Source organism: Streptantibioticus ferralitis (genome assembly GCF_029223525.1).
Lineage (GTDB): Bacteria > Actinomycetota > Actinomycetes > Streptomycetales > Streptomycetaceae > Streptantibioticus_A > Streptantibioticus_A ferralitis.
The window spans coordinates 97,332-121,318 of record NZ_JARHTQ010000017.1 but is presented as its reverse complement, the minus strand read 5'-3'; the positions used below and the strand labels follow the sequence as shown (position 1 = coordinate 121,318).

The 23,987-nt window shown below is 72.2% G+C and carries 22 protein-coding genes and 1 pseudogene; 9 read left to right on the top strand and 14 right to left on the bottom strand.

What is annotated here, in order from left to right; translation table 11 throughout:
* Positions 1–41: 41 nt before the first annotated feature.
* The 5 genes from P2L57_RS24270 to P2L57_RS24250 all read right to left on the bottom strand — a co-directional run bounded on the left by P2L57_RS24270 (position 42) and on the right by P2L57_RS24250 (position 6,621).
* Positions 42–2,171 (bottom strand): 3-hydroxyacyl-CoA dehydrogenase NAD-binding domain-containing protein, encoded by a 2,130-nt coding sequence (locus tag P2L57_RS24270; RefSeq protein WP_275818025.1) that lies wholly within the window; start codon positions 2,169–2,171, stop codon positions 42–44.
* Positions 2,168–3,388 carry a thiolase family protein gene (locus P2L57_RS24265; RefSeq protein WP_275818023.1) on the bottom strand — a complete coding sequence of 407 codons (1,221 nt, stop codon included), beginning with the start codon at positions 3,386–3,388 and terminating at the stop codon, positions 2,168–2,170. Before P2L57_RS24265 ends, P2L57_RS24270 begins: the two co-directional genes overlap by 4 nt.
* 361 nt (positions 3,389–3,749) lie before the next feature.
* Positions 3,750–4,997 (bottom strand): HRDC domain-containing protein, encoded by a 1,248-nt coding sequence (locus tag P2L57_RS24260; RefSeq protein ID WP_275818021.1) that lies wholly within the window; start codon positions 4,995–4,997, stop codon positions 3,750–3,752.
* Between the two features lie 89 nt (positions 4,998–5,086).
* On the bottom strand, positions 5,087–5,749 hold the full coding sequence (locus P2L57_RS24255; RefSeq protein ID WP_255930217.1) for a response regulator transcription factor: 663 nt from the start codon (positions 5,747–5,749) through the stop codon (positions 5,087–5,089).
* Positions 5,750–5,997: 248 nt separating this feature from the next.
* The gene (locus P2L57_RS24250; RefSeq protein ID WP_275818017.1) at positions 5,998–6,621 is read right to left on the bottom strand and encodes a DUF3000 domain-containing protein; all 624 of its coding nucleotides are present in this window, start codon (positions 6,619–6,621) and stop codon (positions 5,998–6,000) included.
* A 123-nt stretch (positions 6,622–6,744) separates the two neighbouring features.
* Between P2L57_RS24250 and hemE the strand changes: the two genes are divergently transcribed.
* The 3 genes from hemE to hemQ are packed head-to-tail and all read left to right on the top strand — an operon-like array spanning position 6,745 to position 10,067.
* Complete coding sequence (gene hemE / locus P2L57_RS24245; RefSeq protein ID WP_275818015.1) at positions 6,745–7,812, top strand: uroporphyrinogen decarboxylase; 1,068 nt, start codon at positions 6,745–6,747, stop codon at positions 7,810–7,812.
* 22 nt (positions 7,813–7,834) lie between these two features.
* Positions 7,835–9,340 carry a protoporphyrinogen oxidase gene (hemG, locus tag P2L57_RS24240; RefSeq protein WP_275818013.1) on the top strand — a complete coding sequence of 502 codons (1,506 nt, stop codon included), beginning with the start codon at positions 7,835–7,837 and terminating at the stop codon, positions 9,338–9,340.
* A gap of 4 nt (positions 9,341–9,344) precedes the next feature.
* On the top strand, positions 9,345–10,067 hold the full coding sequence (hemQ, locus tag P2L57_RS24235; RefSeq protein ID WP_275818011.1) for a hydrogen peroxide-dependent heme synthase: 723 nt from the start codon (positions 9,345–9,347) through the stop codon (positions 10,065–10,067).
* A gap of 30 nt (positions 10,068–10,097) precedes the next feature.
* On the opposite strand, the gene P2L57_RS24230 is transcribed toward hemQ, so the two are convergent.
* Positions 10,098–10,961: a TIGR04222 domain-containing membrane protein gene (locus tag P2L57_RS24230; protein ID WP_275818009.1), complete on the bottom strand. Its 864-nt coding sequence runs from the start codon at positions 10,959–10,961 to the stop codon at positions 10,098–10,100.
* 103 nt (positions 10,962–11,064) lie between these two features.
* Positions 11,065–12,397 (bottom strand): annotated as a pseudogene (locus tag P2L57_RS24225) (MbnB/TglH/ChrH family RiPP precursor modification enzyme).
* Positions 12,398–12,602: 205 nt separating this feature from the next.
* On the opposite strand from P2L57_RS24225, the gene P2L57_RS24220 reads away from it, so the two are divergent.
* Positions 12,603–13,205 carry an ATP-binding protein gene (locus P2L57_RS24220; protein ID WP_275818007.1) on the top strand — a complete coding sequence of 201 codons (603 nt, stop codon included), beginning with the start codon at positions 12,603–12,605 and terminating at the stop codon, positions 13,203–13,205.
* A 28-nt stretch (positions 13,206–13,233) separates the two neighbouring features.
* Here the strand turns inward: P2L57_RS24220 and P2L57_RS24215 are convergent, their stop codons facing one another.
* The gene (locus P2L57_RS24215) at positions 13,234–13,953 is read right to left on the bottom strand and encodes a peptidyl-tRNA hydrolase (RefSeq protein WP_275818005.1); all 720 of its coding nucleotides are present in this window, start codon (positions 13,951–13,953) and stop codon (positions 13,234–13,236) included.
* A 133-nt stretch (positions 13,954–14,086) separates the two neighbouring features.
* Between P2L57_RS24215 and P2L57_RS24210 the strand changes: the two genes are divergently transcribed.
* The 3 genes from P2L57_RS24210 (at position 14,087) to P2L57_RS24200 (ending at position 16,192) form a co-directional block, all read left to right on the top strand.
* Positions 14,087–14,968 (top strand): ATP-binding cassette domain-containing protein, encoded by an 882-nt coding sequence (locus P2L57_RS24210; protein WP_275818003.1) that lies wholly within the window; start codon positions 14,087–14,089, stop codon positions 14,966–14,968.
* Entirely contained in the window at positions 14,965–15,630 is a 666-nt protein-coding gene (locus P2L57_RS24205) for an ABC transporter (RefSeq protein ID WP_275818001.1), read from the top strand. The genes P2L57_RS24210 and P2L57_RS24205 overlap by 4 nt, the downstream gene beginning before the upstream one ends.
* Positions 15,631–15,703: 73 nt before the next feature.
* Positions 15,704–16,192 (top strand): GNAT family N-acetyltransferase, encoded by a 489-nt coding sequence (locus tag P2L57_RS24200; RefSeq protein ID WP_275817999.1) that lies wholly within the window; start codon positions 15,704–15,706, stop codon positions 16,190–16,192.
* Positions 16,193–16,210: 18 nt separating this feature from the next.
* Here the strand turns inward: P2L57_RS24200 and msrB are convergent, their stop codons facing one another.
* From msrB to P2L57_RS24180, 4 genes are all read right to left on the bottom strand, one after another.
* On the bottom strand, positions 16,211–16,618 hold the full coding sequence (msrB, locus tag P2L57_RS24195) for a peptide-methionine (R)-S-oxide reductase MsrB (protein WP_275817997.1): 408 nt from the start codon (positions 16,616–16,618) through the stop codon (positions 16,211–16,213).
* 10 nt (positions 16,619–16,628) lie between these two features.
* The gene (gene murC / locus P2L57_RS24190) at positions 16,629–18,032 is read right to left on the bottom strand and encodes a UDP-N-acetylmuramate--L-alanine ligase (RefSeq protein ID WP_275817995.1); all 1,404 of its coding nucleotides are present in this window, start codon (positions 18,030–18,032) and stop codon (positions 16,629–16,631) included.
* A gap of 77 nt (positions 18,033–18,109) precedes the next feature.
* Positions 18,110–18,577: an indole-3-glycerol phosphate synthase gene (locus P2L57_RS24185; RefSeq protein ID WP_275817993.1), complete on the bottom strand. Its 468-nt coding sequence runs from the start codon at positions 18,575–18,577 to the stop codon at positions 18,110–18,112.
* Between the two features lie 168 nt (positions 18,578–18,745).
* Positions 18,746–19,519, bottom strand: coding sequence for a pyrimidine reductase family protein (locus tag P2L57_RS24180; protein ID WP_275817991.1), 774 nt, complete (start codon positions 19,517–19,519; stop codon positions 18,746–18,748).
* 344 nt (positions 19,520–19,863) lie between these two features.
* Between P2L57_RS24180 and zapE the strand changes: the two genes are divergently transcribed.
* A complete protein-coding gene (zapE, locus tag P2L57_RS24175; protein WP_372515895.1) occupies positions 19,864–20,850 on the top strand; it encodes a cell division protein ZapE in 987 nt (328 codons plus the stop codon).
* 86 nt (positions 20,851–20,936) lie between these two features.
* Here zapE and treZ read toward each other — a convergent pair whose 3' ends face one another.
* Positions 20,937–22,679 (bottom strand): malto-oligosyltrehalose trehalohydrolase, encoded by a 1,743-nt coding sequence (gene treZ / locus P2L57_RS24170; RefSeq protein ID WP_275817989.1) that lies wholly within the window; start codon positions 22,677–22,679, stop codon positions 20,937–20,939.
* Between the two features lie 240 nt (positions 22,680–22,919).
* Between treZ and P2L57_RS24165 the strand changes: the two genes are divergently transcribed.
* Positions 22,920–23,465 carry an FHA domain-containing protein gene (locus tag P2L57_RS24165; protein ID WP_275817987.1) on the top strand — a complete coding sequence of 182 codons (546 nt, stop codon included), beginning with the start codon at positions 22,920–22,922 and terminating at the stop codon, positions 23,463–23,465.
* A 7-nt stretch (positions 23,466–23,472) separates the two neighbouring features.
* Here the strand turns inward: P2L57_RS24165 and P2L57_RS24160 are convergent, their stop codons facing one another.
* Positions 23,473–23,985: a ribonuclease FAU-1 family protein gene (locus P2L57_RS24160; RefSeq protein ID WP_275817986.1), complete on the bottom strand. Its 513-nt coding sequence runs from the start codon at positions 23,983–23,985 to the stop codon at positions 23,473–23,475.
* Positions 23,986–23,987 lie beyond the last annotated feature (2 nt).

The following is a 23,987-nucleotide window of genomic DNA, read 5'->3' as shown; positions in this document are numbered from 1 at the left end:
GTCGGGTGACCCGACCCGCCTACCCGATTACTGCCGTGGCGTTACGCCGGGACGTTGGCGACGCCCTGGGCGAGGAACCGCTTGCCGTTCACCCGCTCGGAGACGCCCTCACGGTCCAGGTACGGGGTGATGCCGCCCAGGTGGAACGGCCAGCCCGCACCGGTGATCAGGCACAGGTCGATGTCCTGCGCCTCGGCGACCACGTCCTCGTCCAGCATCAGCCCGATCTCCTGCGCGACCGCGTCCAGGACACGGTCCCGCACCTGCTGCTCGGTCAGGGCGACATCGCCCTGCTGGAGAAGGGCGGCGACCTCGGGGTCCAGCTCCGGCTTGCCGGAGTCGTAGACGTAGAAGCCGCGCTTGCCCGCCTTGACGACGGCGGCCAGGTTCGGCGAGACCTTGAAGCGGTCCGGGAAGGCGCCGTGCAGCGTCTCCGAGACGTGCAGACCGATCGCCGGGCCGACCAGCTCCAGCAGCACCAGCGGGGACATCGGCAGGCCGAGCGGCTCGATGGCCTTCTCGGCGACCTCGACCGGGGTGCCCTCGTCGATGACGTTCTGGATCTCGCCCATGAAGCGGGTCAGGATCCGGTTGACCACGAACGCCGGGGCGTCCTTGACCAGTACCGCGGTCTTCTTCAGCTTCTTCGCCACACCGAAGGCGGTGGCCAGCGACGCGTCATCGGTCTGCTCGCCGCGCACGATCTCCAGCAGCGGCAGGATCGCGACCGGGTTGAAGAAGTGGAAGCCGACGACCCGCTCCGGGTGCTCCAGCTTCGACGCCATCTCGCTCACCGACAGTGAGGAGGTGTTGGTCGCCAGGATGGTCTGCGGTCCGACGACCGCCTCCACCTCGGCGAACACCTTCTGCTTGACGCCCATCTCCTCGAAGACGGCCTCGATGACGAAGTCGGCGTCACCGAACGCGGCGGCCTTGTCGAGGGAGCCGGTCACCAGCGCCTTGAGGCGGTTGGCCTTGTCGCCGCTCACCCGGCCCTTGGCGAGCAGCTTGTCGATCTCGCCGTGGACGTAACCGACACCCTTGTCGACGCGCTCCTGGTCGATGTCGGTCAGCACGACCGGCACCTCAAGGCGGCGGGCGAACAGCAGCGCCAGCTGGGAGGCCATCAGACCGGCGCCGACGACGCCGACCTTGCTGACCGGGCGGGCCAGGTTCTTGTCCGGTGCGCCGGCCGGGCGCTTGCCGCGCTTTTGCACCAGGTTGAACGCGTAGATACCACTGCGCAGTTCGCCGCCCATGATCAGGTCGGCGAGTGCCTGGTCCTCGGCGGCGAAGCCCTGCCGCAGGTCGCCGTTCTTGGCGGCGGCGATGATGTCCAGCGCGCGGTACGCGGCCGGGGCCGCGCCGTGCACCTTGCCGTCGGCGATGAAACGACCCCGCTGCACGGCCTGGTCCCAGGCCTCACCGCGGTCCACCTCGGCCCGTACGACCTCGGTCTCGCCCTTCAGGACGGACGCGGTCCAGGCCAGCGACTGCTCCAGGAAGTCAGCGCCCTCGAAGATCGCGTCGGCGATTCCGAGCTCGTGTACCTGCGAGCCCTTCAGCTGCTTGTTCTGGTTGAGCGAGTTCTCGATGATCACGCTCACGGCACGGTCCGCGCCGATCAGGTTCGGCAGCAGGGTGCAGCCGCCCCAGCCGGGCACCAGCCCGAGGAACACCTCGGGCAGCGAGAACGCGGGCAGCGCCTTGGAGACCGTGCGGTACGAGCAGTGCAGGCCGACCTCGACACCGCCGCCCATCGCCGCGCCGTTGTAGTACGCGAAGGTGGGGACGGCGAGGGCGGACAGCCGCTTGAAGACGTCGTGGCCGCCCTTGCCGATGGCCAGCGCGTCCTCGTGCCGCTTCAGCAGCTCGACGCCCTTGAGGTCGGCGCCGACCGCGAAGATGAACGGCTTGCCGGTGATGCCCGCACCGACGATCTCGCCGTCCGCGGCCTCCTTCTCGACCTGGTCGATCGCCGTGTTGAGGTTGGCGAGCGACTGCGGGCCGAAGGTGGTCGGCTTGGTGTGGTCCAGGCCGTTGTCCAGCGTGATCAGGGCGAACCTGCCCGCGCCCTGCGGGAGTTCGAGGTGACGTACGTGAGACCGGGTCACGACCTCGTCGGGGAACAGCTCGGCTGCGCCCTTGAGGAGCTCGGCGGTGGTGGTCACTTGCTGCCTCCGTCGAAGTGCGGGTTCTCCCAGATGACCGTTCCGCCCATGCCGAAGCCGACGCACATGGTGGTCAGGCCGTAGCGGACGTTCGGCTGCTCCTCGAACTGGCGGGCCAGCTGCGTCATCAGCCGGACGCCGGAGGAGGCCAGCGGGTGGCCGAACGCGATCGCGCCACCGTACTGGTTGACGCGCGGGTCGTCGTCCGCGATGCCGTAGTGGTCGAGCAAGGCGAGCACCTGCACGGCGAACGCCTCGTTGACCTCGAACAGGCCGATGTCGGAGATCGACAGGCCGGCCTTGGCCAGCGCCTTCTCGGTCGCCGGGACCGGGCCGATGCCCATCACCTCGGGCTCGACGCCCGCGAAGGCGTAGGAGACCAGGCGCATCTTGACCGGCAGGCCCAGCTCGTTCGCGACGTCCTCGGCGGCGAGCAGGGAGGCGGTGGCGCCGTCGTTGAGGCCCGCGGCGTTACCGGCCGTCACCCGGCCGTGGGCGCGGAACGGGGTCTTGAGGGAGGCCAGGCTCTCCAGCGTGGTGCCCGGGCGCATCGGCTCGTCGGCGGTGGCCAGACCCCAACCGGTCTCGCCCACCTCCGGGTTGGTGCGGCGCACCGAGATCGGCACCAGGTCCTGCTGGATCTTGCCGTTGGCGTAGGCCTTGGCGGCCTTCTCCTGGCTGCGCACCGCGTACTCGTCGGCGCGCTGCTTGGTGAGGTGCGGGAAGCGGTCGTGCAGGTTCTCCGCCGTCATGCCCATGAACATGGCGGACTCGTCGACCAGCTTCTCCGAGACGAAGCGCGGGTTGGGGTCGACGCCCTCACCCATCGGGTGGCGGCCCATGTGCTCGACACCACCGGCGACGACCACGTCGTACGCGCCGAAGGCGATACCGCCGGAGGTCGTGGTGACCGCGGTCATCGCGCCCGCGCACATGCGGTCGATGGAGAAGCCGGGGACGGTCTTCGGCAGCCCGGCGAGGATGCCGGCGGTACGGCCCAGGGTCAGGCCCTGGTCGCCGATCTGCGTGGTGGCGGCGACGGCGACCTCGTCGATCCGCTCCGCCGGCAGGTCCGGGTTGCGCCGCAGCAGCTCCCGGATGCACTTGATCACCAGGTCGTCGGCGCGGGTCTCGTGATAGATGCCCTTGGGGCCCGCCTTGCCGAACGGGGTGCGGACGCCGTCGACGAAGACGACGTCCCTAGCGGTACGAGGCACGTTGGCTCTCCCTTAATCGTGTTCGCTCGCCGCCGGGCGCGCGCGCCCCACGGCGCGCGCCGCAGCTGGGCAACCCGGCGGAGCGCCGCATGGCGAAACCAGCGGCGGCTCACACCGTCATGCTACTTGCGGGTAACCAACGTGCACAGTCCCCCCGCGCTAAGCGGTGAATGTCACATTCCCCGCAGGTCCGGGGGCGTTTTCCGGTGCCCTCTCCGCCACCCGTTCCCCTGGTCCGCAGCCTTGCCGTTGCGCACGGCGGGTGTGGGGCCAGGGGTGTGCCGGTGCGGGCCGGGAGGCGGTCACGGGCGGCGGGGCGGGAACGTTCCCTGGACGCCGGCCCGCGGCGCGCCGAAAGGCGTTACGACTCCGGCTGGACAGCCGTCAGCGCCTCGGCGACCGCGCCGGCGACGAGTTCGATCTGCCAGCGCCGTGCGCCCCGTTCGGCGAGGCGGGAACCGACCGCCTCGGCGGTCGGTTCCGCGGGCGGCTCCCAGCACACCCGCCGTACGGCGTCCGGGGCGACCAGGTTCTCCTGCGGCACGTTGAGCCGCTCCGCGAGCGCGCTGACCGCCGCGCGGGCGGCGCTCAGCCGGGCCGCCGCGGCCGGGTCCTTGTCGGTCCAGGAGCGCGGCGGCGGCGGACCGCCCTGCACCGGACCCAACTGCGGCTGGTCCCGCTCGGACAGGGCCCGCGCCCGGTCCACCGCGGCCTGCCAGACGTCCAGTTGACGGCGTCCCATCCGGTTGCCGAAGCCGGGCAGCGCGGCGAGCGCGTGCACGTTGGGCGGTATCGCCAGCGCCGCCGCCACGATCGCGGCGTCGGTCAGCACCCGCCCCGGTGAGACATCGCGCTGCCGTGCGATCTCGTCCCGTATGGTCCACAACTCCCGGACGACGCCGAGCTGTCGGCGCCGCCGTACCTTGTGCATGCCCGAGGTGCGGCGCCACGGGTCGGTACGCGGGGCGGGCGGCGGGGCGGCGGCGATCGCCGCGAACTCCTGCAGTGCCCACTCCAGCTTGCCCTGCTCGCGCAGCTCGGCCTCCAGCGCGTCGCGCAGATCGACCAGCAGCTCCACGTCGAGTGCGGCATAGCGCAGCCACGGCTCGGGCAGCGGCCGGGTCGACCAGTCGACGGCCGAGTGGCCCTTCTCCAGGGCGTAACCGAGCACGTTCTCCACCATGGCGCCCAGGCCGACCCGGGCGAAGCCGGCCAGCCGCCCGGCCAGTTCGGTGTCGAAGATCCGGCTCGGCCGCATCCCTATCTCGGCCAGGCACGGCAGGTCCTGGGTGGCCGCGTGCAGCACCCACTCGGTGTCCGCGAGGGCCTCGCCCAGCGCGGACAGATCAGGACAGGCGATGGGGTCGATCAGCGCGGTCCCTGCCCCGGCGCGGCGCAGCTGGACCAGATAGGCCCGCTGTCCGTAGCGGTAGCCGGAAGCGCGCTCGGCGTCGACGGCGACGGGACCGGTGCCCGCGGCGAATGCCGCCACGACTGCGGCGAGCGCCTGCGGGCTGGCGGTCACCGGCGGGATGCCCTCGCGCGGGTCCAGCAGCGGGACCGGCGCCGGGATTGCTTCGCTTGCTGCGGTCTCTCGGGCGTCGGTCACCCGTCAAGGGTAGCCGGGACCACTCATGCGTCGCGCCCGTCGATGGAACGTTCCATGAACGGGCGCGTTGACCGCGGCGCGGTTCGGGGTCAGTGGATGATGCCGGTACGCAGCGCCACGGCGACCATTCCGGCCCGGTCGCCGGTGCCGAGCTTGCGGGCGATACGGGCCAGGTGGCTCTTGACGGTGAGGGCGGACAGCCCCATCGAGACGCCGATGGCCTTGTTGGACTGCCCCTCGGCCACCAGCCGGAGCACCTCCACCTCGCGCCCCGACAACTCGCGGTAGCCGCCGGGGTGGCCGGGGGCGCCCGGCGGGCGCCGCTGCAGCCGGGCGCCGGGTGCCCCGATCGGGGCGGCGCCGGGCCGCTGGGCGAGACCTACGTTCGTACGGGTGCCGGTGACGACGTAGCCCTTGACGCCGCCGGCCAGCGCGTTGCGTACGGCGCCGATGTCATCTGCGGCGGACAGGGCGAGTCCGTTGGGCCAGCCCGCGGCCCTGGTCTCGGCGAGGAGGGTCAGCCCGGATCCGTCGGGCAGGTGCACATCGGCGACACAGATGTCGCGCGGAGTGCCGACCCGGGGACGGGCCTCCGCGATCGACGAGGCCTCGATCACGTCGCGTACGCCGAGTGCCCACAGATGCCGGGTGACAGTGCTGCGGACGCGCGGGTCGGCGACGACGACCATGGCCGTCGGCTTGATCGGGCGGTAGGCGACCAGGCTTGTGGGGTGGTCGAGAAGAACCGACACCGGGCCTCCTGTGACGTGGCGGAACCGGACCGGCCGGTGGGGGAGGGGGCCGGTGCTCCGTGGGGATTAAGGTCACAGTCCTCTTCGGCAGTATCGGAACGGGGCTTTAGGGAAAGATCACGATTTATTGCGTAACAATCGGGGCAAGTCGGGTGCAGGCTTGATCGATTCCGAACAAAAGAGCCAACGGATCGATCAACGAAGGACATCCATCGCGACGTCCGGCAACCGACCGTTACCGTGGATCGTTATCGCGGGCCGCGTCGGTTGGGTAGCGACACGATCCCGCTGCCGCCCGGTTCGCCCAGCGTCGGCGGCAGTCCGGCGCTGGTGCACAGCAGCTCGCACCAGGCCACCAGATGCGCCGCCATGTCCGGGAACCCGGCCGCCGAGTCGGCGGGCGTCCAGGACGCCCGGACCTCGATCTCCGTGCTGGCGGGACGCTCCGCGAGCCCGCCGAAGTGGTGCGAGGAACTGCACGAGACGGTGCCGCTCGGCTCGCTGTACGCCGCGCCGCGCGCGGCCAGCGCACCGGTCAGCCATGACCAGCACACGTCGGGCAGCAGGGGATCGGCCGCCATCTCCGGTTCGAGCTCCGCGCGGGCCAGGGTGACTACGCGGAACGTGCCGTGCCAGTTCTCCTGGCCCACCGGATCGTGCAGCAGCACCAGCCGGCCGTCCGCCAGTTCCTCGCCCTCGACCAGCACCGCGGCCTCCACCGCATACGCGTGCGGGGCCAGCCGCTTCGGGGCCGGGATCTGCGCCAGTTCCACCTCGGGCCGCGTCCGTGCGGTCCCTAGTGCCTCCACTGCCCGTTGGAATACGAGCGGTGCCCCATCCTCGTCCGCGAGGTGCCCCTGAGCCGCGACCATGCCCGGAAGACTAGGCCGCTGGCCCCCTCCGGCATGGGAGGAACACCGGTATGGGCGGGTCGTCCCTTCGGCTGACAGCCGGTCGGCATTCGGTGGACATTCGGCGCGTGCGAAGATTCATCCGTGAATGCTCAGCAGCGGACAGACCAAGCACGCCAACGGACCGCCGATTCGGCGTTCATCCGGGCGTGTCGACGCGAGCCGGTGTCGCACACCCCGGTGTGGTTCATGCGGCAGGCCGGGCGTTCGCTGCCCGAGTACCACAAGGTGCGCGAGGGCACCGCGATGCTCGAATCGTGCATGCGCCCGGACCTCGTCACCGAGATCACGCTGCAACCGGTACGGCGCCACAAGGTGGACGCCGCCGTCTACTACAGCGACATCGTCGTCCCGCTCAAGGCCATCGGCCTCGACCTCGACATCAAGCCGGGTATTGGCCCGGTGATCGCCGAGCCGATCAGGACCCGCGCCGACCTCGACCGGCTGCGCCCGCTGGAACCGGATGACGTCAGCTATGTCACCGAGGCGATCGGCATGCTGACCGCCGAACTCGGCGGCACCCCGCTGATCGGCTTCGCGGGCGCGCCGTTCACCCTGGCGAGCTACCTCGTCGAGGGCGGCCCGTCGCGCAACCACGAGCACACCAAGGCGCTGATGTACGGCGACCCGCAGCTGTGGTCCGAACTCCTCGACCGGCTCGCCGACATCACCGCCGCGTTCCTCAAGGTGCAGATCGAGGCGGGCGCCTCGGCCGTGCAGCTCTTCGACTCCTGGGTCGGCGCGCTCGCCCCAGAGGACTACCGGCGCTCCGTCATGCCCGCCTCGGCGAAGGTCTTCGAGGCGGTCGCGCCGTACGACGTGCCGCGCATCCACTTCGGCGTCGGCGCCGGCGAGTTGCTCGGCCTCATGGGAGAGGCGGGCGCGGACGTGGTCGGCGTCGACTGGCGGGTCCCGCTGGACGAGGCAGCCCGTCGGGTGGGACCGCACAAGGCGCTCCAGGGCAACCTGGACCCCGCGGTGCTGTTCGCCCCTCAGCCGGCCGTCGAGACCAAGGCACGCGAGGTGCTGGACTCGGCGAAGGACACGCCCGGGCACATCTTCAACCTCGGCCACGGCGTGCTGCCGAACACCGATCCGGACGCGCTGACCCGACTCGTGGAGTTCGTCCACCAGGCGTCCGAGGCACGCTGACGGCGGTGGCACAGTGGAGGGCATGAACGCAGTGCGGGAGCAGTCCGGTCGCGGACCCGGCGCGGGTCATGTCCTCGTGGTGGGCGGTGGTATCTCGGGACTGGCCGCGGCGTTCCGCTTGGTCGCCGGCGGGGCCCGGGTGACCGTACTGGAGTCGTCCTCCCGGCTCGGCGGCAAGCTGTACGCCGACGAGATCGCCGGGGTGCCGGTCGACCTCGGCGCGGAGTCGATGCTCGCTCGGCGGCCGGAGGCGGTCGAGCTGGCTCGGGACGCCGGGCTCGGCGACGAACTGCAGCCGCCCGCCACCGCGCGAGCCGCGCTGTGGACCCGCGGTCGGCTACGGCCGATGCCGCGCGGCCACATCATGGGCGTGCCGGGTGATCTGGGGCCGCTGTCCGCGTCCGGTGTGCTGTCGCCCGCCGGGCTGGCGCGGCTGCCGCTGGACCATGTGCTGCCGCGCACCGAGGTCGGCGAGGACGTCGCGGTCGGTGCGTACGTGGCCGCCCGGCTCGGCCGGGAGGTGGTCGACCGCCTGGTCGAGCCGCTGCTGGGCGGGGTCTACGCGGGCAACGCGTACCAGATCTCGCTGCGCGCCGCCGTTCCCCAGCTCTACGAGGCGGCACGCGGTCAGCGCTCACTGATCGAGGCGGTACGCGGCGTCCAGCGCCGGGCCGCCGCCGCGGCCCAGGACGGAGCCGTCTTCATGGGCATCCGCGGCGGCGTCGGACGCCTGCCGTTGGCCGTCGCGCAGGCCTGCCGGGCGGCGGGTGTGGACATCAGGACCCGTGCTGAGGTGCGCGAGCTGCGCCGCACCGCCAGCGGATGGCAGGCGGTCGTCCAGACAACCGGCGGCCGGTCGGTGCTGGATGCCGACGCGGTTGTGCTCGCAGTGCCCGCACCGGCCGCCGCACGACTGCTGGCCGCCGAATCACCCGCCGCCTCAGCCGAGTTGGCGACCGTGGAGTACGCCGGCATGGCACTGGTGACCATGGCGTTCCGCCGCCGCGACCTGCTGAACATGCCCGGCGGCAGCGGCTTCCTGGTGCCACCGGTGGATCGCCGCACGATCAAGGCGTCCACCTTCTCCAGCCGCAAGTGGGGCTGGATCGCGGAGGCCGGACCCGACACGTTCGTCCTGCGCACCTCGGTCGGCAGATACGGCGAGGAGGCGGACCTCGCATGGGACGACACCGACCTGGTGCGGCTGTCCCGCGAGGACCTCGCCGAGGCGGCCGGGATCACCGCGGCGCCGATCGCGGCGCGGGTGACCCGGTGGGACGGCGGACTGCCGCAGTACCCCGTCGGCCATCTGGAGCGGGTGGCCAGGATCCGTGAGCAGGTCGCCAAGCTGCCGGGCATGTCGGTGTGCGGCGCGGTCTACGACGGTGTGGGCATCCCGGCGTGCGTCGCGAGCGCCCACAAGGCCGCCGACGAGGCTCTGCGGACCTTCGGCACCCCGGTGCCCGACCGGCCCGCGGAGCCAGCGGGCACCCCGGGGCTGGGCATCGAGGACGGCGCGGGAGAATAGCCGCATGACCGAGAACGCTGCCGCCGCGAAGGCACCCAACGCGGGCAAGAAGGCCCGTGACCTCAACGAAGTGATCCGCTACACCCTCTGGTCGGTGTTCAAGCTGCGCTCCCCGCTGCCCGAGGACCGCACCGGGTACGCGGACGAGGTCGAGGAGCTGTTCGAGCAGCTCGCCGCGAAGGACGTCACGGTACGCGGCACCTACGACCTGTCCGGCCTGCGCGCCGACGCCGACGTCATGATCTGGTGGCACTCCGAGACCTCGGACGCGCTCCAGGACGCCTACAACCTCTTCCGCCGCACCAAGCTCGGCCGCGCGCTGGAGCCGGTGTGGTCGAACATGGCGCTGCACCGCCCCGCCGAGTTCAACAAGTCGCACATCCCGGCGTTCCTCGCCGACGAGACGGCGCGCGACTACGTGAGCGTCTACCCCTTCGTACGGTCCTACGACTGGTACCTGCTGCCCGACGAGGACCGGCGGCGGATGCTCGCGGACCACGGCAAGATGGCCCGCAGCTACCCGGACGTGCGGGCCAACACGGTCGCCTCCTTCTCCCTCGGTGACTATGAGTGGATCCTCGCGTTCGAGGCCGATGAGCTGTACCGCATCGTCGACCTGATGCGGCACCTGCGCGGCTCCGAGGCGCGGCGGCACGTCCGCGAGGAGGTGCCGTTCTTCACCGGCCGCCGCAAGGCCGTCTCCGAGCTGGTGGCCGGCCTGGCCTGAGCCGCCGCGGCGGGCGGCCGTCAACTCCCCTCAGCAGGAACGCGGTTCGCGGCGCGCGCCGAGCACGGTGCGGCGGCCCGCCCCGAGCGCCGCGCGCAGTGCGGGGTCGCTCAGGGCGGCGGGCCCGCGTACCGCCAGCGCCGTGAGCAGCGAGCGGTCATCGGTGCGACCCGCAAGCCCCTGGCCCGCGGCGCCGCCCGCTGGGCGGTGCCGCGGCCGGGGCACGGGTATCGCCCGCAGCAGTTCCTGACCGGCGGGCGAGGCCCAGCGGGCGTACGGGTACACCTCGACCCGGGCGATGACCAGGCACCCCACGGTCAGCAGCAGCGGCAGCGCGAACCACAGGGGGCCGGCGTCGTCCGCGCCGGGCCGGTCCACACCGGTGGAGGCGGCCAGCAGGGCGCAGATGAGCACAGCACTCGCCCGCGCCTGCCGGATCCCCGCGGTCATCCCGTCGCGGACCGGCGCGGGCACCGCGAGGCCGGCCGAGGCGAGGCGCTCGCCGAGCGCGCGGACGCAGTCGGCGGCGGCGTGCACCGTGCGGACCGCCGGTATGAGGGACTGGCCGCCAGGTCCTATCGAGGCGATCAGCGAACGCTCCACCTCATCCCGGCCGACCGGGTCGACGACGGTGGCCCAACCGGTGTAGGCCAGCAGCAGCCGCCGCTGCCGGGACATCGCCACCATCGCGAGGTCGGTGACCCGGTTCGGCCCGCCGGCGAGGAACGCCGCCTCGTACAGGCCGAGTTCCGGCGAACCGGCGTCCGTCTCCGGATGGCCGCGCTGGTCGTCGACGGCGGGGGACTCCCGGGCGGCGGCGACCGCCGCCCGGCACAGCCGCGCACAGGAGGCAAGCGCCGCCGCCCAGGCGACGAGAAGCAGGGAAACCCACATAAGGGTGTTGTACTGGATGCCACTGACAATCCGCCTCGGGATTTCGGTGCCCAGTGCGACGTACAGGCTTGCGGCGCCCGGGAGTTCGGCCGATCTCTCGGGGTCAAGCGGGCGTGCGGCCGGCACGCCCACGCGTTGCCCGCAGCGTCGTACGGGGGTTGAGACGGCGCAGCACACGGCTAGCGCGCGCGGCCCTCAGCGGCGCCGGTCCTGAACGCTCCGCCCACCACGAGGCCAGTTCCTCGCGGCGGCCGGGCGGCTGCGCGGGCCCGCCCTGATCGTCCAGCAGCGAGGCCACGAAGGCCAGGGCGTCACGCCGGTAGCCGCCCGGCAGCGGCCGGGAGCGGGCGTAGCGCACGAAGGCGGGCCGGTAGTCCGCGCCGAGGATCACCGGGAGTTCGGGCGCCACCTTCGCCACGATGTCGGCCCGCTTCGCGGCCAACGCGACGGTCTGCACCCGGATCCTGGCCGGGTCGAACCCACCGGGTACCGGAGTGGACGCGACCAACGCGGACAACAGGGCGGTCTGGGCGAGCGCGAGGCGCTGACGCGCGCCCTCCACCCCGACCGCTGGCGTGCGACCGGCGGAATCAGACATGACGCACCTCCCGGCGCGTTCCCGTCAACGTACCCCGGACCGCGTCGAGTTCGGCGGCCAGCTCGGTCCCCGGCGGAAAGTCGTCATCGCGCTCCAGCAGCACACCCGGCGGACACAGCCGCGAGCACAGCCCGGCGAGCACCTCCAGCACCGGCTCGGACACCGGATGGGCATGCGTGTCGTGCCACACGCCATCGCGTTCGACCCCGCCCGCGACATGGACGTAGACGATCGCCTCCAACGGCAGCCGGTCGAGGGTACTGGCCGGATCCGTACCGCGGTTGACGTGGTTGGTGTGCAGGTTGGCCACATCGACCAGCAGGCCGACGCCGGTGCGCTCGACGAGTTCGGCCAGGAACTCGCCCTCGGACAACTCCTCGTCCGGCCAGCGCAGCAGCGCCGCGATGTTCTCCAGCGCCAGTGGCACCGGCAGCGCGTCCTGCGCGATCATCACGTTCTCGCAGAGCACGTCCAGCGCGTCGCGGGTGTGCGGCACCGGCAGTAAGTGCCCGGCCTCCAGGGCGGGAGTGCCGGTCAGCGGTCCACCGGCCCGTACGAACGCGATGTGCTCCGTCACCAGCGGGGCGCCCAGCGCCCGCGCGCGCTCGGCGAGCGCCGCCAGTCGCACCGGGTCGGGCCGCTCGGCCCCGCCGAGCCCGAGCGACACACCGTGCGGGACGACCGTGGTGCCACGCTCGCGCAACCGCCGCACCGAGTCCGGCAGATGGTCGGGGCAGATGTTCTCGGCGACCACCTCGACCCACTCGACGCCGTCCAGCCCCTCGACCACCGTGTCGATCTCCGGCCGCCAGCCGATACCAACGCCCAGGTGCTGCATGCGGTCCCCCTCCGGATGCGAAACGTCTGCCAGTACCGTTCGGATGCCGTTCCCGCCGGGGCGCGCGGCATGGTCGGCTGACACGTGCCCCCGCGGGGCTCTTCACCAGCCGTGGCGGCACCGAACCCCCCAACGACGGGGTTCAGAGGTCGATTTGAGGTTGCGCTCTGGCGGTGTGCTGCGGTCCGGACCACACTGACGCGCCATGGGGGTCGAAACGGACGGGCGAAGCGGCGGAAACATCGCGGACACGGTGGACGTACTCGTCATCTGCGGCGCGGCGGGCGTGGGCAAGAGCTCCACCGCGTACGAGGTGTCGCTGCGGCTTGCCGCGGAGTCGGTGGCACACACCGTCCTCGACTGCGACGAGTTGGACCGGATCCACCCCTGGCCGGTGCCGGGGCTGCCGGTGTGGGAAGTGGCCCGCCGCAACCTCGCCGCGGTCTGGGCGAACTACGCGGACCTCGGCCACCGTCGCCTGACGCTGTGCGGGGTCTTCGCGGACCTGCGGCAGGAGCTGCCGTGGATCGCCGAAGCGGTGCCCGACGCGGCGTTCACCGTGGTCCGGCTCACCGCGGACCGTGACGTGCTCCGGCGGCGGGTGCTGCGCCGGGAGTCGGGCAGCGAAGCGGGTGAACAACTGACCAGGACCGCACGTCAGTTGGAGGAGATCGCGGCGTCCGACCCGCCGGGCACCCTGGTGGTGGACACCGGCGGCCTCAGCGTCCGGGAAGTGGCCGACCGGGTCATCGCGCTGTGGCCCGCGGTGGCCCCAGCGGGGCCGGACACGCCGTACGGGCCGCCGTAGCCGGGGCCCACGGCGGCCCCGGTAGCCGTCAGCGGGCCGCGCGCAGCGCCGGGTGGTCCGCGACGACCGTGCAGGAGCCGGGGGCGATCTCGGTGAAGCCCGCGTCATGGACCAACGGCAGATCGCTTCCGGCCAGTTCGGCCCAGTGCGCGGGTTCGGGGGTGCGTACGGCCAGGTCGAAGCCGCTGCCCTGCCATGCCTTGCGCGCGCTGGCGGGCAGTGCCCACCAGGCCAGCTGCGCGGCGTGCCCCGTCTGGGCCATCGCCTTGCCCGCCGACATCTCCAACCCGGGGTTGAGCCACAACACCGGCAGCGAAGGGTCCGGCGGGCCCGAGGGGTCGGGGTCCGCCAACTCCGTACCGGAGACCTGCAACTTCGCCAGCTCCTTGGGCCAGCCGTCCAGCGGCACCGGCGGGTACACCCGGACCATCGCCGACCGGCCCGCCACCGTGATGCCGGGCAGCGACTCGGCCCTGCGCCATTCCGCGCCGCGGGCCCGGCGTACCACCTTTCGGATCCTGCCGTCCTCCCAGCCGCGCAGCAGTTCCGCCCACTCGCCGTCGTCCGCCGTGCGCGGATCGGAAAGGAAGGTGAGCACCGCCCGGGCGGACGTCTCCAGGGCGTCGGTACGGGCCGGCGGAGTGTCACGTTCGATCCGGACCACCAGCGGCAGCACGAACTGCGGGGCGGCGTCGCGGTCCACGGCCGCCGAATCGGCGGGAGCGGCGAAGGGGTCAGCGCTGGTCACCGGGCCAGCATGCCACGATCCGCCACACGAACGGGTGAACGATCGGCGGCCGGGAACGGACCCCGGAGCGGGTCCGTTGGCCGTACGACAGGAACACGCCGCGCGGCGGCGTCGACGACGGGGGGCGAGCGACATGAGGCTGGAGGCGGTGGGGCGGCGCTACCGGATGCGCGGGCCATGGGTGCTGCGCGACATAGACCTCGATCTGCCAGCCGGTGCGCTGCTGCGCATAGCGGGCACCAACGGCAGCGGAAAGTCCACGCTGCTGCGGCTGCTCGCGGGGATCGACGCGCCGACCACCGGCCGGATCACGGGCCGCCCCCGCACCGCCTATGTGCCCGAACGCTTCGCTGCCACCCTGCCGTTCGACGCCGCCGGGTACCTCGTCCACATGGGCCGGGTGCACGGGCTGTCCGGTCGGCAGGCGGCCTCGCGCGCCGACACATGGCTTGAGCGCTTCGCCATCACCGGCTACGCGGGGACCTCGCTGGACCTGCTGTCCAAGGGGACCGCGCAGAAGGTCGCCGTCGCGCAGGCCCTGCTGGCCGAGCCGGAGCTGCTCGTACTCGACGAGGCGTGGACGGGGTTGGACACCGCGGCCCGCGCACATCTCGACGAGGCCGTGACCGAGCGGGTGGCCGCGGGCGGCACCGCCGTCTTCGTCGACCACGATCCTCGGCGGCTCACCGGGGCCGGGGCCCGAGTCCACCGAGTGGCGAACGGGCGGCTCGCCGACAGCCGCGCCGGCTCCCCCGAGGTGCCGCAGGTGGTGATCGAGGCCGAGGGCACCGGCGAGCCGCCCGCGGCGCTCGCGCGGCACACCGGCGCCACCGCGCCGCAGCCGCCCGCCGACCAGGCGGGCACCCCGAGGCTGCTGCGGATCACCCTGCCCGCCGACCGGTCCGATACCGCGCTACGCGCACTGCTGACCGCGGATCCGCCCTGGCACATCCGCGCGGTGCGTCCCGCCCACCCGCCCGGTGGCGGTGCGATTCCCTACGGAGTGGCCCGATGACCGCCCTGCTGCGCTATCAGGCCGCGCTCCTGCTGCGATCACAGCGCTGGCTTCCGCCGCTGCTGCTCTACGGCGTCATCATCGGCATCGGCATCCAGTCGGGGCAGCCGGTGCTGGACTCCCTCGGTGTCACGGCCGCCGCGATCCTCCCGGTGTCCGGGTGGCTGGTACGGGTCTGCGCGACCGGTGAGCCGCCCGCCGCCCGTGCCATCACCCAGGCCGCCGCGGGTCCGACCCGGGTGCAACTCGCCTGTACCGTCACGGCGTTCACCGCGTCTGCGGTCCTCGGCGCGGTCGGGTCGCTGATCGTCGCCGCCATCAGCGACCCGCAGACCGACAACCACACACTGCGGGTGCCGATGGGACCGGCCGTGGCCGCCGGGTTGCTGGCCACCCTTGCCTGCGCCCTGCTCGGCACCGCGGTCGGCGCCCTGTGCAACCCGCCGGTACTGCGCCGCCCCGGCTGGCCGATACCCGTCACCGCACTGGCGGCGTTGCTGTTGCTGGTCGCCTCGGGGTCTCCGGCGAACGCCGCGGTCAGCGGCCTGGTCAGCGGATCGAGCACCGGCGCGGTGCACCTGCCGGTGCTCCCGCTCGCCCTCGCGGTCGTGGCCTGCGCCGCCGCCACGGCGTTCAGCTGCCGGCTGGCCGCCAGACGGTGAGCGCCGCGCGCGGCCTCGGCACCGGTCGTCAAAGCGTTGGCGGCCGAACTGGTCGGGGGAGCATGCTGTCCCCATGCTGATCAGGGAAGCGACGCTCTCCGACTGGCCCGAGATCTGGCCGTTCATGCGGGACATCGTCGCGGCGGGTGAGACCTACACCTACCCCCGTGACCTGTCCGAGGAGCAGGCCCGTGCCATGTGGCTGCTGGAGCCCCCGGGCCGTACGGTCGTGTCCGTCGACCACGGTGGGACCGTTCTCGGCACGGCCAAGATGAACCCGAACCACATGGGCGGCGCCGCGCACATCGCCGGTGCGAGCTTCATGGTCGCTCCCGGGCACTCCGGCCGAGGTGTCGGCCGGGCCCTCGGCGAGCACGTGTTGGAGTGGGCGCGCGCCGAGGGCTATCGGGCGATGCAGTTCAACGCGGTGGTGGAGACCAACTCCCGGGCGGTCGCGCTGTGGCGCTCGCTGGGCTTCGAGGTGATGACCACGCTGCCCGAGGGCTTCCACCACCCGACCAAGGGCTATGTCGGACTGCACATCATGTACCGACGCCTGTGACCCTCCCCGGCGGGAGGGTCAGCCCTCGTCGGGGGCGAGCCGCAGTGAGATCGAGTTGATGCAGTACCGCTGGTCGGTCGGGGTCGGGTAGCCCTCGCCTTCGAAGACATGGCCGAGGTGCGAGCCGCAGCGGGCGCAGCGGACCTCGGTGCGCACCATGCCGTGGGAGCGGTCCTGAAGCAGCTCGACGGCGTCGCTGTCCTTCGGGTCGTAGAAGGACGGCCAGCCGCAGTGCGAGGCGAACTTGGTGTCGGAACGGAAGAGTTCGGCCCCGCAGGCGCGGCAGGAGTACACGCCCTGCGTCTTGGTGTCGGTGTACTCGCCGGTGAAGGCGGGCTCGGTGCCCGCCTGGCGCAGCACCGCGTACTCGGCGGGGGACAGCTCCGCGCGCCACTCCTCGTCCGGCTTCTCGACCTCGTACGGCATCGCTCGCTCCTCAGCTCTCCACGGTGGCAAGGGCGGACAGGATCTTCGGACCGAGTTCGGTCACGTCGCCCGCCCCCATGGTGAGAACGAGATCACCTGGCTTGGCCATTCCGGCGATCCGGTCCGGGACGGCGTTCTTGTCGTGCTCCGCGGTGGTGTCGGCGCCCTTCGCGGTGGCCGCGTCGATGATGAGCGCGCTGGTGACGCCGGGGATCGGGTCCTCGCGGGCCGGGTAGATGTCCAGGACGACGGAGGCGTCGGCGAGCGCGAGTGCCTCGCCCATCTCGGTCGCCAGCTGCTGGGTGCGGCTGAACAGATGGGGTTGGAATACCACCAGGACCCGGCCGTCGGCCGCGCTGCCGCGGATCGCTTCGAGGTCGGCCGCGATCTCGGTGGGGTGGTGCGCGTAGGAGTCGATGACCTGTACCCCGGCGGCGCTGCCCTTGAGCTGGAGGCGGCGCTTGACCCCGGTGTAGGAGGCCAGCGCCGGTGCGAGCTCGGCGGCCGGGATGCCGAGCGCGGTACCGGCGGTGAGCGCGGCGACGGCGTTGTGCGCGTAGTGGCGGCCGGGCACGGAGACGGTGAAGGTCAGTTGGTCGCCGCCCAACAGGACGGTGACCTCGCTGGTCAGACCGTGCGGGGCGATGCCCACGATCCGCACGTCGGCGTCGGCCGCCTCGCCGTAGGTGACGATCCGCAGGTCCTCGCGGCCACGCAGTCGCGAGGTCAGCTCGCGGGCGCCCGCGTGGTCGGCGGCGATCACAAGGGTGCCGCCGGGCACGGTGCGGTCCGCGAAGGTCTCGAAGGACTCGTAGATCTCGTCCATCGAGGCGTAGTTGGCGTGGTGGTCCAGTTCCACGTTGAGCACGATCGCCACCTCGGGCGCGTACTTGTGGAAGCTGCGGTCGCTCTCGTCGGCCTCGGCCACGAAGATCTCACCGCCGCCGTGCCGCGCGTTGGAGCCGGGCACGTCCAGGTCGCCGCCGATGGCGTACGAGGGGTCGAGGCCCAGGGTACTGAGGCTGACCGCCAGCATCGAGGTGGTGGTGGTCTTTCCGTGCGTACCGGCCACGGCGATCGCGCGGGTGTCCGTCATCAGCGCGGCCAGCGCGTCGGAGCGGTGCACGACCGGAACACCGCGTTCGCGGGCGGCCGCCAGCTCCGGGTTGTCATCACGGATGGCGCTGGAGACCACCACGCAGGTGGCGTCGTCCGCGAGGTGCGCCGCGGCGTGGCCGATGTGCACCATGGCGCCGAGCGCCCGCAGGGCCGCGGCCGTCTCGGAGTCCTTCGCGTCGCTGCCCGCGACCCGCGCGCCGCGCGTCGCGAGGATCTTGGCGATGCCCGACATCCCGGCGCCGCCGATACCGATGAAGTGCGGTCGGGCCATGGCAGTGGGGACGGCGGGTGCCATACGCGGGTCTCCTTCGGTGACGGCTGAAACTCCTCGGCCGTGATTGTCGCACTTGGCTCCGGCCGCGCAGTTCCGGATCACTCGTTGTGCGCGTACAGCTTCAGTACGGGCACGCCTACCGTGTGGCGGGCGCGGGAGGCCCAGTCGCGGTGGAAGAACTCTTCCACCAGGTGCGGGGCGGTGAGCACGATCACCTCGTCGGCGTTGGTCTTCTCGACGACGGAGCGCAAAAGGACGAGCGGATGCTCCTCGACGATCTCGCCGACCGCCTGCGCTCCGGTCCTGCGCAGCTCCCGCAGGCTGTGTTCGAGGGCCTGCGCCGCGGGTTCGAGGGCCTGCTCGCCTTCCGGTACCTCGTCCTCGTGTGCCGCATCGTGCAGTTCGCCCAAGGCCACATCGTCCAGTGCGCGCAGCAGTCGTTCCTGGTCGCCGCGCGGCTGCATCAGGACCACGAAGGAGACGGGCTCGTCGGCGTGCAGGGTGGTGACAAGCTGCACGTCGACAGGGGCGAGCGGCTTCTCGATCATGAGTACGGTCGTGATCACGGACTCGTCCTTCTTTCTCGCGGGCCACTGGTCCCCACAGAAACCATCCTGCCCCGACTCCCTGTGAGGGCGCGCTGGATACTCCCTCTCGGGGGACAAAAACGGAACAAGCCATTCCGTAGGGGTGCTCGGACGGGTGTCCACGGGTGTTGCCAGAGACAACGGCGGTCAGGCCCGGACGTAGCGGGTGAAGAGGAAACCGTCCTCCTCCAAGATGGCCGACGGGGTGAAGCGTTCCGGTACCGCCAGGCCCGGACCGTCCATGATCCGCGGTGCGGTACCGGCGGCGATCAGCGGCGCGATCGACAGGCACAGCTCGTCCAGGGCCCCGGCCGCCGCGAACTGCGCCAGCAGCCGCGGTCCGCCCTCGGTCAGCAGCCGGGTCAGACCGCGACCGGCCAGCGCGCTCACCACCTCGGCCGGGTCGACCCGTACGCCCTGCCCGGCGACGACCACCTCAGCGCCGGAGGCCTGCGCGGCGCGCACCCTGGCCGGGTCCGCCTGGGCGCCGGTCACCACCAGGGTCGGTACCAGCGGTTCGGTGAACAGCGGAAGGGAGAAGTCCAGATCCAGCCTGGCGCTCACCACCGCGATCAGCGGCGCGATCGGCTGCCCGAGCGCCGCGCGCCGCTCGGCGAAGGCGTCCCTGGCCTTCGCCGGTCGGTAGCCCTCCTGCCGCACCGTCTCCGCACCGACCACCACGGCGTCCGCCAGCCCTCGCAGTACGCCGAAGATTCGCATGTCGGCGGCCGAGGACAGCGACTGGGAACGGCCGTCGTGCCGCGCCGCCCCGTCCAGCGAGGCGACCATGTTCCCCCGCAGCCAGGCCGCGCCCTCGGCGCGGGGCGCCGGATAGGCGTAGGCATCGGCCAGCGCGTCAAGGGTGTCGAACGTCTCACGGGCGGCCTCGTCGGCCGTGGGCACGGGGTACAAGCGGCGCATGCCGGAAGTCTGGCATGCGCCGGGTGCGGCACTCCGGGGACCGCCCCGGCTGCTGAAATCAGCCCGTCCGGCGCTTCAGGACCGGCGCTTGAGGACAAGCGGGCGAAGCCGCTTGCGGCGGGCGCACCCGGTGGAACCGGCCCAGGGCGTGCGGCGCCCGCCCTGGGGAGCCCGGCGACGCGTCGGCGCGGTGGCCGATACGCTTGGGGGCTGTGTCCTCTCCCGCCTCCGCTGCCGAATCGCGGCACTCCGGTTCGCCTTCCATAGCCGACGTGTCCGGCGACGTTCCCGCGTCGCTGTGCGAGCGTGCGCCGCATGTCCCGGCTGACCGGCTGGTCGCCGAGATGGTGCCGCCGCCGCGGTTCGACTCCGTACGGTTCGAGAACTACCTGCCGGACCCGAACCAGCCCAGTCAGGCCCAGGCGGTGAACGTGCTCAGCGGGTTCGCCGGCACCCTCGGCGGGGACGCGACCGCGGCCGGGGGCAAGAAGCGGTGGTTCCGGCGAGGGCGTGAGGCGGCCCCGTCCACCGGGCCCAGCGGTGTCTACCTGGACGGCGGATACGGCGTCGGCAAGACGCACCTGCTGGCCTCGCTCTGGCACGCCGCCCCCGCGCCGCGAGAGCGGAAGGCGTTCGGCACGTTCGTCGAGCTGACCAACCTCGTCGGCGCCCTCGGCTTCCAGCAGGCCGTGACCGCGCTCAGCGGCCACCGCCTGCTGTGCATCGACGAGTTCGAGCTGGACGACCCCGGTGACACCGTTCTGGTCTCCACCTTGCTGGGCAAGCTGGCCGACGCGGGCGTCAAGCTGGCCGCCACCTCCAACACGCTGCCCGGCAAGCTCGGCGAGGGGCGGTTCGCCGCCTCCGACTTCATGCGCGAGATCCAGGGCCTGTCCGCCCGCTTCCAGGCGCAGCGGATCGACGGTGAGGACTACCGGCACCGCGGGCTGCCGCAGGCCCCGCCGCCGTACTCCGACGAGGAGGTCACCGAGGCCGCGTACGCGACACCGCACGCGTCCCTCGACGACTTCGGCTCGCTGCTCGGGCATCTGTCGCGTGTGCACCCCAGCCGTTACGGGGCGCTGTGCGACGGCGTCGGCGCGGTCTTCCTGCGCGGGGTCGTCCCGGTCACCGACCAGGCCACCGCGCTACGGCTGGTGGTACTCGCCGACCGGCTCTACGACCGGGAGGTCCCGGTGATGGCCTCCGGCACCCCGTTCGACCGGATATTCAGCGAGGAGATGCTGGCGGGCGGCTACCGCAAGAAGTACTTCCGGGCGATATCCCGGCTCACCGCCCTCGCCCGCGACGCCGGTTCACGCCGCGCGTAGGCCTGTCCGGCGGTTCCAGAGCACGACGACGCCGACCGGCGGCATCGCACCCGCCGTGACCGGATCAACCCCGCCCCAGCGAGGCATCACCCCCGCGGTGTGCCTTCGCGCAGTACCGCCGCCGATTCGGCGGGCAGGACCAACTGGCCGCCGGTGTCGGGGAGTTCGCTCCAGGCGGCCAGGACACGGTGGCCGGACAGCGGAAGCGCGCACGGCTGGTCGGCGAAGTTCACCGCGGTGCACAGCGTGCCACGGCGCACCAGGATCCAGCGGGCGTCCTCGTCGAAGCTGACCCGGGTCGCCGCCAGATCGGGTGCGGCCGGCTCGGGCGCGGCCGTGCGCAGCGCGATCAGCGTGCGGTACCAGCGCAGCAGTCCCGCGTGCGGCTCCCGGTCCGGCTCCGACCAGTCCAGACAGGAGCGCGCCCGGGTCGCCGGGTCCTGTGGGTCCGGGATCCGCGACTCGGCCCAGCCGTACGCGGCGAACTCCCTGCGGCGCCCGCTGCGTACCGCCGCGGCGAGTTCCGGATCGGTGTGGTCGGTGAAGAACTGCCACGGTGTGCTCGCGCCCCACTCCTCGCCCATGAACAACATGGGGGTGAACGGCGCGGTCAGCACCAGCGCGGCGGCCAGCGCCAGCTGGCGCACCGTCAGCCGATCTCCGGTGGCCCGGTTGCCGATCTGGTCGTGGGTCTGGGCGTAGCCGAGAAAGCGGTGGGCGGGCACGGTGCCGGGGAGCGGGCGGCCGTGGGCGCGGCCCCTGAACGACGAGTACGTGCCGTCGTGGAACCACACACCGGTCAGTGTCTTGGCCAGCGCCGCCAGCGGCGCCCGCGCGAAGTCCGCGTAGTAGCCCTGGGACTCACCGGTCAGCGCGGTGTGCAGGGCGTGGTGGAAGTCGTCGCTCCACTGCGCGTGCAGGCCGAGTCCGCCCGCCTCGCGGGGCGCGGTGGTGCGCGGGTCGTTCAGATCGGATTCGGCGATCAGGAACAGCGGCTGTCCGGTCTCGGCCGCCAACGCGTCGACCGCGGCCGACAGTTCCTCCAGGAACGGCAGCGCCCTGGTGTCGGCGAGGGCGTGCACGGCGTCCAGCCGCAGTCCGTCCAGCCGGTAGTCCCGCAGCCAGGCGAGCGCGCTGCCGATCAGGAAGCCGCGGACCTCGTCGGACCAGGGCGCGTCGAGGTTGACCGCCGCTCCCCAGGGCGTCTGGTGCCGGTCGGTGAGGTACGGCCCGAAGCTCCGCAGATGGTCGCCGGACGGTCCGACGTGGTTGTGTACGACGTCCAGCACCACCCCCAGGCCGTGCGCATGCGCAGTGTCGACAAAGCTCTTAAGCCCCTCAGGGCCGCCGTACGGCTCGTGGACCGCCCACAGCGCCACGCCGTCGTACCCCCAGCCGTGTCTGCCGGGAAAGGGGCACACCGGCATCAGCTCGACGTGGCTGACCCCGAGCGCGGCCAGGTGGCCCAGCCGCCGCGCGGCGGCGTCGAAGGTGCCCTCGGGGGTGAAGGTGCCGATGTGTAGTTCGTACAGGACGGCTCCCGGCAGCGGTCTGCCGTGCCATGGGTACCGCCAGGTGTGGCGGGAGTGGTCTATGACCGCGCTCGGGCCGTCCAGCCCGTCCGGCTGGCGACGCGACCGAGGGTCGGGCAGCGGATCGCCGCCGTCCAGGACGTACGCGTACTGGATGCCGTCCTCGTACGGCGGCGCGCTCGCGCCGTCCGCCAGCCACCAGCCGGGGCGCGCCGGATCCGACCGCAGGGGATGGTCCTCGCCCGCGACGCGTACCGCGACGTGCCGGGCCTGCGGTGCCCACACCTCGTATCCCACCGTCGTCCTCCCTGCCGGCGCGCGAGCGGTCGTGACGGTATGTACCCCGCGGACGGCCGCGCATCGCAGCGCACGGCTGTCCTGTCCCGCTCCGGCGCGTTCCGGCGCGACGTCGAAGTCGAGGGGGCGGGGCGCGAGTTCGGCGGCCTGCGCCGCGCACCGGCCAGTGGCCCGCGCGGCCGCTACCCACTGGTACGTACCCGCTGGACACCCCGTGGCGATGACCGGACAATCCCCTCTGTGACGTCATATGAGTTCCAGACGCGACCCGACCGGCCTTCGGACGCCGACCGGGACGCCGCCATCGAGGTGCTTAAGGAGAACGCCGTCCGCGGACGGCTGTCCCACGACACGTTCCTGCAGCGGATGGAACTCGCCATCGCCGCGCGCGGCCGCGACGAACTCGACGCCCTCGTCGCCGACCTGCCGACCGGCGGCCGGATGACGCGCTGGGCGACCGGCGTCGTCAGCACCGCCTCCGCCTTCACCGTGCGGCTGCGAAAGGCATGGTGGGCCGAGCGGCTGCCGAAGCTGATGCTGCCGGAACCTGGCCCGTTTCCGCTGCGGATCGGCCGGGACCACGCCTCGGGACTGCGGATAGGCGATGACTCGGTGTCCCGGATACACGCCGAACTGCGCCGCGAGGGGGACGTCTGGGTGCTGCGTGACCTCGGGTCGATGAACGGCACCTGGATCAACGGACAGCGGCTGACCGGCGCCGCCACGGTACGCCCCGGCGACCTGGTGACGTTCGGCCGGATCGGCTTCCGGCTCGCCGCCCGATAGCCCCGTCTCACCGGACCAGGGAAAGCCACTCCAGGTACCCGCCGCCGAACGGCTCGACGCCCTCGCCGATCGCCTTCATCAGCCACTGGGCTGCGTGCTCGGCGCTCTGGACCACCTCGGCGGGGTACCCGTACCGCACCCGGTGCTCGGCGAACTCGTCCTCGTCGTCGACGAAGAGTGAGCCGCCACGGCGGCGGACCACGTCGAGGTCGAGGTCGGCCATGGTGACCATCCCGTCGCGCCACTGCGGAACCGTGGAGATGTCGCAGTAGATCTCGGTCCTGTGGGGAGCCGCGTTGAACACGGCCGTCCACCACGCGTCCCGGGGGATGAGCAGCACGAACGCGTGATCGTAGGTTATCGGCGGCTCATGGCCCCGCTGGGCAGTGTTCCCGGCCGGACAGCCCAGCCACACGCCGTGCTGGTCCTCCCCGAGCCGCGTCGCGTACTGGTGCCAGTGCAACGCACCGTCATATTTGGTGTAGACCACCCTTACCGTCTGCTGCCCTGTCTCCGTCATGG